Annotated in this window: 16 protein-coding genes; 7 read left to right on the top strand and 9 right to left on the bottom strand. The window is 51.9% G+C overall.

All coding sequences use genetic code 11. From position 1 onward, the window contains the following. Positions 1–19: 19 nt before the first annotated feature. The 8 genes from JRI95_11690 to JRI95_11655 all read right to left on the bottom strand — a co-directional run bounded on the left by JRI95_11690 (position 20) and on the right by JRI95_11655 (position 7,201). Positions 20–316, bottom strand: coding sequence for a hypothetical protein (locus JRI95_11690; protein MBW2062207.1), 297 nt, complete (start codon positions 314–316; stop codon positions 20–22). A gap of 153 nt (positions 317–469) precedes the next feature. Beyond that, positions 470–1,660 carry a thiolase family protein gene (locus JRI95_11685; GenBank protein ID MBW2062206.1) on the bottom strand — a complete coding sequence of 397 codons (1,191 nt, stop codon included), beginning with the start codon at positions 1,658–1,660 and terminating at the stop codon, positions 470–472. A 499-nt stretch (positions 1,661–2,159) separates the two neighbouring features. Continuing rightward, a complete protein-coding gene (locus JRI95_11680; protein ID MBW2062205.1) occupies positions 2,160–3,419 on the bottom strand; it encodes an FAD-dependent oxidoreductase in 1,260 nt (419 codons plus the stop codon). Between the two features lie 116 nt (positions 3,420–3,535). Then, positions 3,536–4,021, bottom strand: coding sequence for a 4Fe-4S dicluster domain-containing protein (locus JRI95_11675; protein MBW2062204.1), 486 nt, complete (start codon positions 4,019–4,021; stop codon positions 3,536–3,538). A 51-nt stretch (positions 4,022–4,072) separates the two neighbouring features. After that, positions 4,073–4,705, bottom strand: coding sequence for an endonuclease III (nth, locus tag JRI95_11670; protein MBW2062203.1), 633 nt, complete (start codon positions 4,703–4,705; stop codon positions 4,073–4,075). Then, a complete protein-coding gene (gene polX / locus JRI95_11665) occupies positions 4,695–6,440 on the bottom strand; it encodes a DNA polymerase/3'-5' exonuclease PolX (GenBank protein MBW2062202.1) in 1,746 nt (581 codons plus the stop codon). Before polX ends, nth begins: the two co-directional genes overlap by 11 nt. A gap of 157 nt (positions 6,441–6,597) precedes the next feature. Next, on the bottom strand, positions 6,598–6,786 hold the full coding sequence (locus JRI95_11660; protein MBW2062201.1) for a CooT family nickel-binding protein: 189 nt from the start codon (positions 6,784–6,786) through the stop codon (positions 6,598–6,600). After that, a complete protein-coding gene (locus JRI95_11655) occupies positions 6,779–7,201 on the bottom strand; it encodes a DUF3842 family protein (protein ID MBW2062200.1) in 423 nt (140 codons plus the stop codon). The genes JRI95_11660 and JRI95_11655 overlap by 8 nt, the downstream gene beginning before the upstream one ends. 205 nt (positions 7,202–7,406) lie before the next feature. On the opposite strand from JRI95_11655, the gene ilvD reads away from it, so the two are divergent. The 7 genes from ilvD (at position 7,407) to JRI95_11620 (ending at position 15,154) form a co-directional block, all read left to right on the top strand. Continuing rightward, the gene (gene ilvD, locus JRI95_11650) at positions 7,407–9,074 is read left to right on the top strand and encodes a dihydroxy-acid dehydratase (protein ID MBW2062199.1); all 1,668 of its coding nucleotides are present in this window, start codon (positions 7,407–7,409) and stop codon (positions 9,072–9,074) included. 24 nt (positions 9,075–9,098) lie between these two features. After that, positions 9,099–9,935, top strand: a complete 837-nt coding sequence (locus JRI95_11645) for a class I SAM-dependent methyltransferase (protein MBW2062198.1) — start codon at positions 9,099–9,101, stop codon at positions 9,933–9,935. After that, on the top strand, positions 9,913–10,923 hold the full coding sequence (amrS, locus tag JRI95_11640; protein MBW2062197.1) for an AmmeMemoRadiSam system radical SAM enzyme: 1,011 nt from the start codon (positions 9,913–9,915) through the stop codon (positions 10,921–10,923). The genes JRI95_11645 and amrS overlap by 23 nt, the downstream gene beginning before the upstream one ends. 2 nt (positions 10,924–10,925) lie before the next feature. After that, positions 10,926–11,663 (top strand): DNA repair protein RadC, encoded by a 738-nt coding sequence (radC, locus tag JRI95_11635; GenBank protein MBW2062196.1) that lies wholly within the window; start codon positions 10,926–10,928, stop codon positions 11,661–11,663. Between the two features lie 213 nt (positions 11,664–11,876). Then, positions 11,877–13,139: a PAS domain S-box protein gene (locus JRI95_11630; GenBank protein ID MBW2062195.1), complete on the top strand. Its 1,263-nt coding sequence runs from the start codon at positions 11,877–11,879 to the stop codon at positions 13,137–13,139. Between the two features lie 11 nt (positions 13,140–13,150). After that, positions 13,151–14,326, top strand: a complete 1,176-nt coding sequence (locus JRI95_11625) for a tetratricopeptide repeat protein (GenBank protein ID MBW2062194.1) — start codon at positions 13,151–13,153, stop codon at positions 14,324–14,326. Between the two features lie 63 nt (positions 14,327–14,389). Continuing rightward, on the top strand, positions 14,390–15,154 hold the full coding sequence (locus JRI95_11620; protein MBW2062193.1) for a hypothetical protein: 765 nt from the start codon (positions 14,390–14,392) through the stop codon (positions 15,152–15,154). A gap of 532 nt (positions 15,155–15,686) precedes the next feature. Here JRI95_11620 and JRI95_11615 read toward each other — a convergent pair. Beyond that, the gene (locus tag JRI95_11615) at positions 15,687–15,833 is read right to left on the bottom strand and encodes a hypothetical protein (GenBank protein MBW2062192.1); all 147 of its coding nucleotides are present in this window, start codon (positions 15,831–15,833) and stop codon (positions 15,687–15,689) included. Positions 15,834–16,036 lie beyond the last annotated feature (203 nt).

The following is a 16,036-nucleotide window of genomic DNA, read 5'->3' as shown; positions in this document are numbered from 1 at the left end:
TAATCAGGGAGTGTAGACACTAATGACTAGTCAGGTAATGTCTGATATTTTGTGTAATTTCAAATAGTTCTACTATCTTTCGCATTTCGATCCAAGGGGAACATGGGATACATACAGGTATTCCATGGTTCTGGAGATTTGTGTATAATCCGGCAACCTGAATAATAGAGTCTCTTATCGGCCGCTTGGCCACGGTCAGCCCGCGGGCCTTGCGGCCTTCACGTTTCAGATATCCCTTGCGGACCAGCTGGTTGATGTGTTCAGGCACACTCGAATGGCTGATCCCGAAGGTCTCGCTCAGTTCCTTTTTAAAGATCTAAGTGTTTAATAATAAGCAAATGACCTTTATAAAGGTTACTTGTTTAAATAATGCAAATATCTATCCACCAAATCAAATTATCATCAACTAATCCGGAGAAGATCACCTTTTTAAAAACCGTGTCCCAGGTCGTCGCATGGATAACGATTATTAACCTATTTTTAACACAATGGCCGCAGCCGTGTCACCAGCGGCGCACCCTGTAAAGAGAAGATATCCGCCGCCTTTATCCGCCACTTCCTCGATACCCTCGATGATCGAACGGCCGGTGGTCGGCCCCTGGGGGTGCCCGAAAATCAAGGAACTACCGTAGTTATTAAAGCTGTTTGCGTCTATCTTCATTTGCTGGGCTAGGTAGATATCGTTTACCGCAAAGGGATTGTGAGTCTTAATAGCCTTTATGTCTTCAATGGCGATACCCGCCTTTTCCATGGCCATTCGGGCCGCGGGTACCGGGGCTGCGGGCATGAAGCTCTTTTTTGTACGGGCATATCCGTAAGAGATCACCTGGATCTCCAGGTTTGGGTCCGCGCTTAATTCCTTGGCTTTGTCTCTACCGGTTACGACCATGGCGGCGTTACCGTCCGCCGGATGGGTCTGTGCGGCGAAAGTGAGCACTCCATCCGGTAAAACGGTTCTTATACGGGCCAGACCTTCTTTTGTCGTCGGTGTAATCCCCTCGTCTTCTTCTAACACTACCGTTTTCTTTCTCGTAAGTTGAGCTTCCGCGGGAAACATATATCGTTTCTGAAAACTGCGATCATTAGCTAATGAGTCCTGGTATTGCTCGTATCTTCTTAATGTCGTGGCGTCACATTCCTCGCGAGTGATGCCGGCCTCCCTGGCAACGTTTTCCGCAGCCTGGATCATGGAAGCTCCAGCCCAGGGATCACGGTTTATATTGTCCATGTTCCAATTTTCGGAAATCACCTCCCCGCCTGGGCCGTTGGGGTTGGGCCAGATAGTATGAGGTCCGTTGGAGCACCGGTCAGTCATGAGGGTGTAAGCGTTTTCAAAAAGACCTGTTTCAATTCCTATCGCTGCCTGGTAGATACAGGTAGTCGAAGTAGAGCAGGCTTGGCTAATAATAATGCCAGGTACGTCAGTCGCACCCATAAGGGCGCACACCCATGGCCCTCCGTAAAACCAACTAGGCTGTCCGATAGTAATGCCTAAGAACACATAATCAAACATCTTTGGGTCCCAGTTCTTTGCAGCAAACCATCTCTTAGAGGTTTTTCCGGCCAGAACCACGGAATTTTCATTAGCCAAGCTCCCCTGCCACCGGGCAAAAGGAGTACTGTAATATCCTTTATACGGGATATAGGCCTTAGTTAGCATCTCGTTTACCTCCCATTATATGCTTGTATTTTCTCCATGGAAAATGGAGCTGGATTCTGAGATTTATGTTCTTGACGCCAAAAGGATATAGATTTCCGACTCCTGAGTCAATTGTAGCATTTTTTACCGTCATTTTATTGTATACATTTCTATCTTATCCTTTGAGCGCTCCCTCGAATTTTCATGGAAAGGAAATAGTTTCGTGTTGTTTTTTTTAACGAGGGGAAAGTATGTTTCTTATGGATTCTTGGTTTTCAACTTTTCCCAAACAGGCCCTCGTATTTTTACGAATGAGGGAGAAATCCATGTAAATCTCCATGGGGTCCCACAGTTGGGGCAGGCGGCCTGTGAAGCACCTTCTGGTGGTGAAAAACGTGTGAAGCAGTTTAAGCATCTCACCGCTCCTTTTCTGTGTCCCTCCTTAGCGGCCATTACAATCCTCCATTTTTATTACGATTTGCCATATCAGGATTTATCGTTTTTGTCTTAAGTTCGGTCTTTAAGTATTAAGCATGCGGAGCAGATCCCGCTGAACCCCCCGCAGAGCCCAAGTCTGCCATCCTTTAGATTGAGGTTTTTCTTTTAGCTTTTCTCGCAGGTTCTCTCCTCGCAAAAGGAGGCCTAACAGTCCGCCGAACCGCTCAATGCGGCCTAGAGCCTGGACGCCCACCAGTTGCTCATTTTGTAAAACAAGCCAGAGCTCCCCTCTTGGGCCTTTTTGATGAAAAGTCTGGGCTTCATTGTCAGGCAAATCAGCAGCCATTACGCCAACTGAGGCGGCTGAATCATGAAACAGGTTGACGGTTGTGAGATTGAAGCTGCCCGCATACCGTCGCTCGCCGTCAGTTGCGTTGGCCCCGGCAACCCGTTCCTGGAGACGGGCGTTGTTCCACAGCATATAAAGGCCCTTCCGGCCCGTAATCCGATCCATGGACTCTACGCAATCGCCGCAGGCCCAAACACCTGGCCGACTGGTGTTCATACCCTCATCCACCAAGATCCCGCCTGAGGGTCCAAGCCTCAACCCTCCCTTTTTGGCTAGCTCTGTTTCCGGCCTCATCCCGAGCCCAAGCACCACGAGGTCTGCGGGGATCGAACGCCGGTCAGTTTGGACGGCTTCAACCCGCTTTTGACCCAGGATTTCAACCAATCGTTCCTCAAGGAAGACTTGAATTCCACCGGCTTCAAGATATTTTTTCAACGAATCGGCCAAAGGGTCATCAAAAACTTTGGGAAGCACTCTTCCCATGAGCTCAATCAGAGTAACCGACCAGCCCTTACGTCGCAGGGAAACGGCCACTTCGATCCCTACCGGCCCCGTGCCCACTATTACGGCGGATTTTCCAGAGGCCCGTTTGATGTTTTCGGCGTCTTTCAGGGTTTTGAAATTAAAGACCCCTTTTTTATTCATTCCAGGAGACTTGGGAATAATAGGGCGGCTGCCCGTGGCCAGGACCAGCTTGTCGTAAGGGAGCTTCCCACTATTCAGTTGGAGTTCGCCCTCATCAGGGAACCAATCCACTACTGGCTGGGACAGGAGTAGTTCGATGCGGTGCTCTTCATAATCCTGTTTACGGCTAATTAAAACCCGCTGCCTCGGAATCTCACCAGCCACATAGTCCGCCAGCACGCAGGCGCTATATAAGGGATGCTTTTCCTCAGTGAGAATCTTTACCCTGGCCGACAGGTCTGTCATACGGGCAGTCAACGCGGCTTCATGCCCGGCGATCCCGCATCCCACGATAGCGATCACGGTCATTTTCGACCTCGACTTACAATCGGCAGTAAAATAATCAGACCCTCGGAATGTAGTTGATAACCCCAGTCATCCTATGCTTAAAACATTTAATCGAAAGACTGTGTCGCTTCCAGACATCACGGGTTAGTGGCTGCCTTCAAGACTCGATAAAGTTTTTCGGCCACGCCCCGCATCTTTCGGGTCTGTACTTTGCTGCTGTCTACATACTGGATGGCTTTGGTGTCGCAAAACTCCACGCAGGTGGGCTCACCATCACATAAGTCGCATCGCAGGATCTTTTGCGCTTTACTGTCAAAACCCACACCTCCCAGGGGGCAGGCAAAGATACAGGTTCGACAACCGATGCACAGGTCAAAATTCGTTACCACCCGCCCCGAAGACTCGTCTTTTTCAATGGCGTTGACCGGGCAGACCGCCGCGCACACCGGTTCCTCGCAGTGCTGGCAGAACATTGGCAGATAAAATCCCTCCATCTCCCATTTGACCACATGGATCCTTGCCCGGGAGGGATCGCTAACACCCTCCTTTTTTACCGAGCAGACCATCTCGCACAAACAGCAGCCCGTGCATCGTTCCTGGTTCACAACCAAAATCTTGGCCATGGTTACTCCTCCTTTATTGGTTATATGAAAAAAAATCGAATGTGACTCTTTTCAGCGAGACTGACCGAAAGGGCAGAGTTTCAGCAGCAGGCAAGCAGGGCAGTCCGGTTTCCGCGCCGTACAGACCCTGCGGCCGTGAGCAATGACCTCATGGGAAAAGGCGATCCATTTTTTCCTGGGGATCTGTGCCATAAGGTCAAACTCGATCTTGACGGCGTCTTTTTGATTACTCAGCCCCATGCGGCCGGCGAACCTGGCAACATGGGTGTCCACGACGATGCCGGGGACATTAAAGGCCGTGCCCAGGACCACGTTGGCCGTCTTTCGGCCCACCCCAGGCAGCTCAACCAGCTCCTCCATGCTGTCTGGAACCCGGCCTTTATATTTCGTGGCCAGGGTTTCACCGAGAGCCTTAATGGACCTGGCCTTGTTTTTAAAGAAGCCGGTCGGACGGATGTCTGCTTCCAGTTCTCCCGGCGCAACCTGTGCATAGTCGGCCGCGGTCCTGTATTTCTTGAAAAGGTCCTTGGTGACCTCATTGACTCGCTTGTCAGTGCACTGTGCCGACAGGATGGTCGCGACCAACAGCTGCAGGGGGTTCCGGTGTTCAAGGCTGCAGCCGGCCCCGGGATATTCCTTGTCCAGCGCGGCCAGAATCTTCTTAATATCTGACTTATTTCTCATACTGCTTCTTTTTTTTGCGGTGAAGGTTTTCCAAGAAACCTGCCAGGTCCTGTCGGCTCAGGCAGTTGAGCACGTCAGATGGCGCCAGCCAGCCCTTACGCGCCGCCTGGACCCCGTATCGAATGTGGGTCAGCCCGTCCAGCGAATGGGCGTCCGGACCGATCATCATCTTCAGCCCCAGAGATTTAGCATGCTGCATTTCACGCCAATCCAGGTCCAGGCGGTGCGGATTGGCGTTTATTTCAATAATGGTCCCGGTGTCAGCGGCTGCGGCCAGCACGGCATGCAGATCAACCGCGTAAGGCTCGCGGGCCAGTAAAAGCCGCCCGGTGGGGTGACCAAGAATGGTCGTGTAAGGATTTTGAACAGCCCGGATCAATCGGTCGGTCATCTCTTTTTCCGAGAGATTGAACGCGGCATGGACCGAGGCGATGACAAAATCAAACCCGGCCAGGACGTCCTCGTGGTAATCCAGAGAGCCGTCAGGCAGGATATCGGACTCGATGCCCCAGAACAGCCTGAAATCCGGGTATTGAGACCTAATCTCCTCGACCTCCTCTAGCTGACGTTTGAGGTCCTCCAGGGACAGGCCCCCGGCATAGACCGCGGTTTGGCTGTGGTCTGACAGACCCAGGTACTCATAACCGTGTTCGAGACACCAGCCCACTGACTCGGTAATGGACAGCCCGCCGTCGCTGTAGTTGCTGTGCACATGAAAGACGCCCTTGATGTCTGAAAAGCTGACCAGGTCTGGTATATTTTTCGTTGCCGCCGCCTCAATCTCGCCCCGGCCTTCTCTTAGTTCAGCAGGAATTAAGGGGAGATCTAGTAAGGCAAATATTTCGGCCTCATCAGAAACAGGCCTGAGCCGGCCTTCCCGATCAAACAGGCCGCGGCTATTAAGCTTCAAGCCCATGGTTTCAGCCCGCTGCTGCATCAAGCCGATGTAAACCTCACTCCCGGTAAAATGGTGCCAGGCGCAAGCAAAGGCTTCTTTACTCACCAGGTGCAGCCGGGCCTTTAATCCAGACTGAAGACTCAGGCCTATCTCCGTCTGATCTTCGTGCTCGATAGATTCGGCCGCGCCTGAATCTTCGATAAAGCGCGCTACCTCCTGGGGAGCGTTTGACACGGCCACCAGGGTCAGGTTTTTAACAACCTCATTCAGCCGGCGAAAATCGCCCGCCGGTTCCACCCGATCAACAGCCGGGCAGGCGTCCACGGTCTTAACCAGTTCCAGAGCCTGAGCTTCGGCCTCGCTCCAGAGAAACTGGCCGCGGTATTTCTTCAGAGTTTCAATGTTCTTAATGACATTGGCCTGGGTTTTCAACCCAAAACCCTTCAAGTCTAGCAGGCGATTCTCGAGGCAGGCGTATTCCAGTTCGCCCAGGTTGGTGATGCCCAGGTTTTCGTAAAGCGCTTTGATCTTTTTGGACCCCAGGCCCTGGATCTTGAGCAATTCAAAGAGTCCGGGCGGGAAGGATTCTTTTAATTTAGTGAGATATTCGAGGCGGCCGGTGGTGACGAGTTCCGTAATCTTCTCGCTCAGGGCCTTGCCAATGCCTTTCACCTTGGCCAGGCCGCCATTTTCAACCAGTTCGGTCAGGTCTCCTTCGATCTGAAGCACGGTCCGGGCGGCCTGCTGATAAGCCCTGATTTTAAAAGGATTTTCTCCTTTTAATTCCAGGAGCGTCCCGATTTCTTCCAGAGCCTTTGCTATCTCCTTACGCTCCATGCAGTCGAGTCTCCTGCGAAAGGTTATGGAGGCAGTCGCTCTTGAGGTGTGTTGGCTTGAATTGGGTCAATAAGGAGGCGCGGGGGAATCCTTTTTATCCAAAAAGATTCCTCACCTATTCACCAAGAAAAAATTCCCGCTCTGGCTGGCTATGGTCTTAATCTTCAAATACTATCTTGTGATTAACCAGATTGATGACCTTGATCTTGCCTTTGATTACTTTTTGCTCGCCAAAAATACTTACGATCCGAAAACTATCATCGCTCTCAGGCTCGATCAGGTCCACGGCCTCCAGCAGCAGTTCCTCCTGGCCGTCCTTAAACTTAAATGCCGAAGCTTCACACATCGTCAATGAACTCCTTAATCTTATCTTTGATAATTTCCTCAACCAGGTGCGGCAGCGGTTCGCCGCTTAAACCCATTAGAGTGACATTTTCGCGAGACAGGGGAAGCAGAATCTTGGGGGCGGGACAGGAGACAATGGCCTCTGCCATGCGCGGGGTTATTTCTCCCATCATGGCATGAGCCCAGGTGATGGAGATGGGACCGATGATGAGGTCGGTTTCCTGAACGATTCGGACAATGGCATTTTCACCGCTCGCGCCCCGGTTGGCCCGGGCCTTCATCATCTGGGCGGTGGCTATGGCATTGGTGCCGAGGGCCAGGATTTCAATGGACTCACCATAGGCTTCCCGCAGGCCCTTGATCAAGGTAGAACCGATGCCCCCTCCCTGGCCGTCTATAATACAGATTCGTTTTATCAGTTTCCCCCTTTTTCTCAAAAATAATTTTGTCACCACAAAAATATACTCCGATCTTTATAGTTTATCAAGATTTAAGCCTTAAGCTAAGGAAATTACCTCTTGAAATAAATACATTTTTCTATTTTAATATCCAGTAAAAACCAGGAAGTGCCGGTTTTTGACTTGGTGTTTACAAAAGCGACTGTGATTGAAGGAGTAGTTTATGAGAAGTGACGCTATGAAAAAGGGTCTGGATAGAGCTCCTCACCGATCCCTGCTCAAGGCTATGGGTTATACGGACAAGGAGATTAACAGACCGATCATCGGCATAGCCAACTCAGCTAACGAAATCACCCCCGGTCACATACATCTTGATCGTATCGCCGAGGCGGTCAAGGCGGGCGTGCGCATGGCCGGTGGGACGCCCATGGAATTTTCCACCATCGGCGTTTGTGACGGTCTGGCCATGAACCATGAAGGTATGAAGTACTCATTGGCCAGCCGGGAGCTTATTGCCGACTCGGTCGAGGTCATGGCCAGGGCTCATCCTTTCGACGGTTTGGTCATCATCCCCAACTGCGACAAGATTGTTCCCGGGATGCTCATGGCTGTTCTGAGGCTCAACATCCCTGCCATTGCCATTTCCGGCGGCCCCATGCTCGCCGGATCGGTAGACGGTCGCGCCGTGGACCTGATCACGGTCTTCGAGAGTGTGGGCAGGGTGAGGGCGAGAAGCATGTCGGAAAGGGAGCTGGAGCAGCTGGAGGAGGCGGCCTGTCCTGGCTGCGGTTCCTGCGCGGGCATGTTCACGGCCAACTCCATGAACTGCCTCACCGAGGCTCTTGGCCTCGGTCTGCCTGGAAACGGCGCCATCCCCGCCATTAACGCGGCGCGTATCCGGCTGGCCAAGGAAGCCGGGTTTGCGGTCATGCACCTGGTCAAAAAGAACATCTGCCCCCGGGACATCGCCACCGAGGCGGCTTTCATGAACGCCCTGGCTGTGGATATGGCCTTGGGCTGCTCGACCAACACCGTTCTGCATGTCCCGGCCCTGGCCCATGAGGCGGGCATTGAGCTCAATCTGGATATCTTCAATGAAGTTAGCGCCCGGACTCCCCATCTGGTCAGCCTTTCGCCTGGAGGGCCGCATCACCTTCAGGATCTGCATGAAGCCGGCGGTGTCATGGCGGTCATGGCCGAACTGGCCAAGGCTGAGCTGGTCAATCAGGAGGTCCTGACGGTTACGGGCAAGAAACTCAAATCCAGTCTCAAAGGGGCACGGGTGAAAAACCGGGCTGTGATTCGAGAACTGAGCTCGCCCTACCACACTGAGGGCGGCCTGGCCATCCTTAAAGGCAATCTGGCCCCGGAGGGAGCGGTGGTGAAGCAGTCGGCCGTGGCTGAGGAAATGCTTAAGAGTAAGGGTCAAGCTCGCGTCTTCGACTCAGAAGAAGAAGCTTCATCTGCTATCCTTGACGGGAAAATCAAGCCCGGGGACGCGGTGGTCATCCGTTATGAAGGGCCGAAAGGCGGGCCTGGGATGAGAGAGATGCTGACCCCGACCAGCAGCATTGTCGGAATGGGACTGGGTTCATCCGTGGCCTTGCTCACGGACGGCCGTTTTTCCGGCGGCACTCAGGGCGCGGCCGTCGGCCATGTTTCACCCGAGGCGGCCCTGGGAGGGCCGATCGCTCTAGTTAAGGAGGGTGATCTGATTTCGATTGACATCCCTGGCAAGAAGATCACCCTTGAAATCAGCGAAAGTGAGATGAAAAGACGGCGACAAACATGGTCTCCGCCGGAGCCTAAAATCAAGCACGGGTATGCCTTGCGTTACTCGCACATGGTGACCTCAGGCGCCACCGGCGCCGTTTTTAAGGAAAGCGTTTGAGTTTATCAGGCTGGAGTCTTTTAGTTGAGTCTTATTTTTAACCAAGAAGCCGCACAAAAACAGGAGGCCTGGTTTCAAACCGAGGCTGGGCGGGCGGCCTTTGCCCTTCAAAAGGGTCTGGTGTTGCGCTTGGTCCGGCCCCAGGCCCGGGAACGCTTACTGGACGTGGGCTGCGGTACCGGGCTTTATCTTGAGGTTTTTTATGAGCAGGGCCTGAATGTAACCGGGCTCGAACCTTCCGCGGTTATGCTCGATCTGGCTAGAAAGCGCATGGGTCACCGGGCCGCCCTTGTCCCGGGCCGGGCTGAAAACCTGCCTTTTGAGGATAATGAATTCGACGTTGTCATCCTGATCACCTGCCTGGAATTTTTAGATGATCCTGAAGCGGCTTTGGCTGAAGCCATGCGGGTGGCGCAGAGCCGGGTCTTCGTCGGAGTCCTCAACAGCTTTTCATTGACCGCCCTGGCCCGGCGGATCAAGGGCCTGGTCAAGGACAGCATCTATAACCGGGCCCGGTTTTTCTCCCTGTGGAAGCTGCACGGCATGATGGGCCACCTGACCGACCGGGCCCGAATACGCTGGGGCACCGTCCATTTACTGCCGCCGAGCCTGGCTCACCGCGTCTTGCCTTTTGAATCCCAGCACCTGGTCCAGTCCAACCCCTTTGGAGCCTTTTTAGGTCTGGTGGCCGACGTGACTTATTCCATGAGGACCGACAACCTGCCTCTCAGAATAAGATTAAGGCTTAAACGCCAGCCGGCGCCCTCCTCAACCATTTACGGGCCTGACCGGTCTGCTTTGTCAACCCGGGCTAACAATCATGAAAAGAGGAAAAAGGATGCGGGAAGCTCTGCTTTATGAAACGCTGGACCAGGACAGGGTCCGCTGCCATTTATGTGCGCACCGCTGTTTGATCAAGCCGGACAAAACCGGGATTTGTGGTGTGCGCCTCAACCAGGAGGGACGCCTTTTCACTCAGGTGTACGGCCTGGCCATCTCCACCAATTCCGATCCGATCGAGAAAAAACCGCTTTTCCATTTTCTGCCAGGCACGAGCTCCTTTTCCATAGCTACCGTGGGCTGTAATTTTACCTGCGCCTACTGCCAGAATTACGACATCTCCCAGATGCCCAGGGATGCCGGCCGGGTGGTCGGCCAGGAGATATCCCCGTCGGAGATCGTGTCCCTGGCCAAGCGCCGTCAGGACGCCTCGATTTCTTATACCTATACGGAACCGACCATTTTTTTTGAATATGCCTTGGATACAGCCCGGGCTGCTTCGGCCGAGGGATTGAAAAACATCTTTGTCACCAACGGCTACATGACCGAAGAGGCCTTGAAGATGATCGGGTCTGATCTGCACGCCGCCAACGTGGACCTGAAGGCCTTTCAGGACGAATTTTACCGGAAACTCTGCCAGGCCAAACTGGAGCCGGTCAAGGAAACCATTGTGCGCATGAAAGAGATGGGCGTCTGGGTGGAAGTAACCACCTTAATTATTCCCGGGTATAATGACAATGAGGAGGAGCTGGCCGCACTGGCCGGGTGGCTGGCCGGAGTCAGTCCGGAAATACCGTGGCATATCAGCCGGTTTCACCCCACCTACCGGCTGCTTGACGCAGACTCCACCCCGGCGGCCACCATCCATCGCGCCAGGGAGATCGGGCTTGCGGCCGGCCTTCATTATGTTTACTCAGGCAACATCTGGGGAGATGAAGGCGAAAAGACTTACTGTCATCACTGCCACCACCTGCTCATTGATCGAACAGGTTTTTCTATCCTGGCCAACCATGTTCAGCAGGGCGCCTGCCCGGTGTGCCAGACTCCTGTGGCAGGCGTGGGGATCTGAAATTGGCTAATGAGAAAGAAAAAGACCCCAGACTGGGGCACCGCCAAAGACTCAAAGACAAGTTTCGCCAGCATGGTCTTGAAAAGTTTACTGACGAGGAGATCATCGAGCTTTTACTCACCTTCGGAACGCCCCGCAAGGATTGCAAACAGACCGCCCGGGATCTCCTTAAGAAGTTTGGCTCCATTCCGGCCATCTTCGACGCTGACCTGGCCAAACTGACCCAGGTCAAAAACATCGGCCCTAACAACCCTATAGCCATAAAGTTTATTGCTGCGGTGGCCGGGACTTATCTGAAACGGGACCTTATCGGGCGGGATTACCTGGCTTCCTCTAAAAAGGTTTTTCAATATCTTCAGCACGACCTGGAAAACCTGCCCAAGGAGGTCTTCAAGGTCATCTATTTGGATGGGGCCAACGGGGTTATCGGAATCGAGGACCTCAGCCAGGGAACGGTTGGAGCTGCCAATGTCCATCCCAGGGAACTCATCGAAAGAGCCCTGGCCCGCAACGCCGCCGGACTGGTTTTTGCTCACAACCACCCCTCGGGCAGCGTCCGGCCTTCGCCCAATGACTTTCGTCTGACCCGTCAGCTAATACATGCCGCTCGTCTGGTGGAAATCAGCGTCATTGACCATATCATTGTCGGCAGAGGAGGCAAGTACTTCAGCTTTCGAGATCAGGGGCACCTGGCCAGGTATGAGACGGAGTTTAAACAGTTTTATTACGCTCGGGATTGAACGGCTGTTTAAAGAAGCCAATTAGGTTGATGTTTGCCTGAATAATTAGCTGCCTTGCAGGCCAGGCTTCTCTGGATTGATGCTTTCCGAAGATAACTCTTGCATTCAACCTGATGTATTCTTTATAATTAATAAAGGTCTGCGGAAGGCATGGATGTCTGATCAACGCCGCGTGTCCGGGTGTTTGCGGAAAAATTCTTGAGGCGCTTTTTTATGGAAAACCCAGTGAACTCTGACAGCCAAGAGCTACAGCAACTGATTATTGAAAGTCGAAATAAATTTCGAGCACTGGTTGACGGCATTGGGGATGAAATCTTTTCCCTAGACAGCGATTTCAAAATCACGTCCGTGAATCAAGCCCTGGCAGAAACCTTGGGCAGCCACCCCAAAAAAGTTATTGGCCGGTACTGTTACGAAGCAATCTACGGGTACAAAAGGCCCTGTGAGGAAGCTGAATTTACTTGCCCGGCCGTGTCCGTTCGCCAGTCAGGCCATATTGAAATCGGTCTTCGTGAAATTAAACAAGAAACTGGGCCGAACCGTTATCTCGAAATCAGGGCCATGCCCGTTTTGGATGACCGGAAAAAGATGAAGAACGTTATCCTGATCCGGCGAGATATAACTATACAGAAGGAAGCAGAGAAACAGATTCAGGAATACAATGAACGGCTGCGCCAGGAGGTCAAGAGGCAGACGGCTGAACTTGAGGAAACCAATGAGCAGCTTAGAAGACAAAAAAACGAGCTCGAAGCGGCTTATCAGGAATTGAGAGAACTGGAACAGCTCAAACGTGACCTGACTAATATGGTCATCCATGACCTCAAAGGGCCCTTGGCCGAAATCGTGGCCAACCTGGAAATGATCAAATATGAAACGCTGTCAGAATTTCAGGCTGATGTCCTCGAATCCGCTGTTCTGGGCAGCGTTGAAATGTCCCGCATGATAGCCAATCTCCTGGGCATCAGCCGCATGGAAGAACAGAAGCTGCAGCTGGAAATCTCATCCTTTGAGCTTAAAAAGTCAATCGAAGAAATCGCCGAACGATATCGTCCCCTGGCCAGGCTCAAAAACATTACTATCTCTACGGAAATCCCAGCCGATCTGCCTTTACTCGAAACCGATTCTCTCATGTTCGAGCGCATTCTGATAAACCTCCTGACCAACGCCATTGACCATACCCTGGAGTCCGGCCAAATTACACTTAAGGCCGAAACGAAAAACGAGGAATTTCACATCAAAGTCCAGGATAATGGCCGCGGCATACCAAAGGAAATACTGGACAAGATTTTCGATAAGTTTTCCCAAGGCAGGGAAGGGGCGCCGAAGACCGGAGCAGGCCTGGGCCTGACCTTCTGTAAAATGGCCGTCCAGGCCCTGGGCGGCCAGATCGAAGTGGAAAGCGAGTCTGGCCGAGGCACGACCTTCTCCTTCTCTCTGCCTCAAGAAGCAAGTTCATCCTTCAATTTTTTTGATTAGAGAGGATGACCATGTCCGAACTGGACAACGTGGTTAAGGATCTGAAGCGGTTCAAGATCTTGATTGTGGATGATAAGCCTGTCATGAGGAAGACCATCCGCAACATGCTCAGGGTCCTGGGATTCAATGCCTTCTATGAAGCGGAAGACGGCGAACAGGGGTTTAAGAAGCTGCTGGCTGAGAGTTATGACTTCATTATCTGCGATTGGAACATGCCGCGCATGAGCGGCTACGACCTTCTCGTCCAGGTCAGGCAGAATGAACGCTTGAAGAACCTGCCTTTTCTGATGGTAACGGCTGAGGTAGAGGAAGGCACAGTCGCTCAAGCCATTGAATCTGATGTGGACGGATACATCATCAAGCCCTTTGTCCCCAAGATCCTTGAAGAAAAGATGGTGGAAATACTTTCCAGGAGGCTTGAGCCGTCTGAGGTAGACACCCAATTGCAGCTTGCGGATATTCTCATGAAAGCAAACCGGTTTGACGATGCTCACAGGGAGCTGGACAAGGCTGAAAAAATCCTTCCACGCAGTCCCAAGGTTCATTATACCCGCGGCCTGATTTATGAACTGGAAGGAAAAATGAATCAAGCGGAAAGGTCCTTTCATAAAGCCAGGGAAATGGGGCCTCAGTTCATTAAAGCCCGAGAGAAATTGGCCGAGGTCTATAAAAAAATGGGCAAGCCCCATAAGGTGGTCGAGGTTCTGAAAGAGGCGGTACAGGTAAGCCCAAAACATTCAGATCGCCAGGCCGAACTGGGCAAAGCCTTATTAGAGATCGGTCGGGCTCAGGAGGCCAAAAAGGCCTTTAACAAGGCACTGGAAGTCAATCCGGTTGATGCATCCTTGAAAACTGAAATTGGAGAAGCCTTCCTGGCCCAAGGGATGGACGAAGAGGCGGAAAATGCCTTCAAGGCCGCTATCGAGTCCAACCCTGAGGAGGTTTTCACTTACAACCGCCTTGGCATTGCTTTCCGGCGGCAGGGGAAGTACGAAGAGGCGATTGAAAATTATAAGCAGGCTTTGACTATCCAGCCTGACGAAGAAAACCTGCTTTACAACCTGGCCCGAGCTTACCTTGAGGCTGGAAACAATAAGCAGGCTCTCGCTTCAATTAAAAAGGCGCTCAGGATTCAGCCTCATTTCAAGGAAGCTCAGGAGCTCCTCGAAAAGATGCAGAAATCATAGGCCACTCCTTAAGGCGGGAAGCCTTATGAACGCCTGAGCCAGCCTGAAATTTTTATTGTTAATATGGAAGAATATAAAAAAGAGTTCGCCCGGGTCTTAGCTGAATCTGGAGCGCTTTTTTTCGATCGAAATCTGAGGTTGAAAGACGGACGTCCCACGCCGTACTTTGTCAACATGGGGCTTTTCCGCACCGGGCGTTTGAGTTTCACCCTGGGCTCCTTTATGGCGCAGCTCCTCATTTCCAGAAACCTGACGGACCGGATTGACGTCCTGATAGGCCCATCATACAAAGGCAGCGCCATTGCCGTCGCCACAGCCCAGGCCCTCTGGATTGAACATAAACAGGACATCCTTTTCGAGTACGACCGCAAGGAAGCCAAGAAACACGGTGAAGCCTCGAAGCGAAGCAGCATGTTTGTCACCAATGCCCTTTACCCCGGGGCCCGGGTATTCATCTTAGATGATGTTGGAACCACAATGGGCACCAAATATGACCTGCTCGATCTCCTCAAGGAGGAGTCGTCCGCCCGGGGGCTTGAGCTTTCCATGGTCGGAGTTGGCCTGGCCATTGATCGGGAACAGACCACGGCGGTGACAGATGATCAGGGCCGGGTAAAAGAGGGAGTTAAGGGTGAGGACGCCATTGCCTGCTTCACGTCCAAAACCGGCCTGCCGGTTTACTTCCTGGCCGGTATCCGGAGCGTGATTCAGTTTTTGGCCCAGGAAAAAATTCCGGTGCTCCAAAAAGGAACCAGACGCCCTTTTGATTCGGCCACCCTCAAGGAATTCGACGAATATATGGCTCTTTACGGAGTCCCTGCCCGTTGACGCCGCGCTATTCCTACCTGGCTAAACCAGCAGCAATTCGTTTCCTTTTAAAAAACCTGGATAAAAGATTTCCGCTGACTGGACTGGATGCGTATACCAGGTTGCGATCAAACATTTACTAACGAATTGTCATTCCGAGCCCCCGGCCCTCCGGCAGGAGCCATAGGGTTATTTGACAAAAAACTGTTTTCAAGGGCGGGGATAAACCCCGCCCCTACAATACCGATTTGGAGTAGGGGCGGGGTTTATCCCCGCCCGTATATTTCTGGTCTTTCATATGTCAATAAAGGCCAAGACTAGTATGAACGCGCTTATAAACAACGGGTCAGATATAATATATAAAAATGTGCAAATTCAATGGGTTTCATACTAGTAAATCCTGAAACAGGAAAAACAGTTTCTTAGAAGGAGCTTCAGCGACGAAGTAATCTCGATCTGATAATAATTATTGACTAATTTGAGATTGCCTCGCGGAGCCTGGCCGGTTTGAGTGTGGCTGGGGGGATCTAGTAAGGGTTCACTAGGTAGTGGATCACAAGATATATAAAATAAAAGCAACAACCAGGCAGATTTCGATGGCCCAGATGATAAAACTGCTCAGCTGCTTACCCGGCGACAATTCTTCGACTTCATAAATCTGATTGGCTTTTTCCATTACTTCAAGGGCGTCATATGCCATCAGCTTCCTCCTGATTACAGCACACCCAAAATCATTATAGGTATTATTACTCCAATTTTTCTTCAAGATCAAGAGAAGAATGACCAGAGTGTCAGTAGCACATGATATGTCCGCTTTTCATAGCACTTAATTTGTCCGGTTTGACGGATTTTGGATACTGGTACCTAAGGAGGTACCATGAAACGACATCCAGGATCTGCGGA

It is taken from the genome of Deltaproteobacteria bacterium (assembly GCA_019308995.1).
Classification (GTDB): domain Bacteria; phylum Desulfobacterota; class Desulfarculia; order Adiutricales; family JAFDHD01; genus JAFDHD01.
The sequence above is the reverse complement of the archived record's forward strand: the minus strand, read 5'-3'. Positions and strand labels throughout refer to the sequence as shown.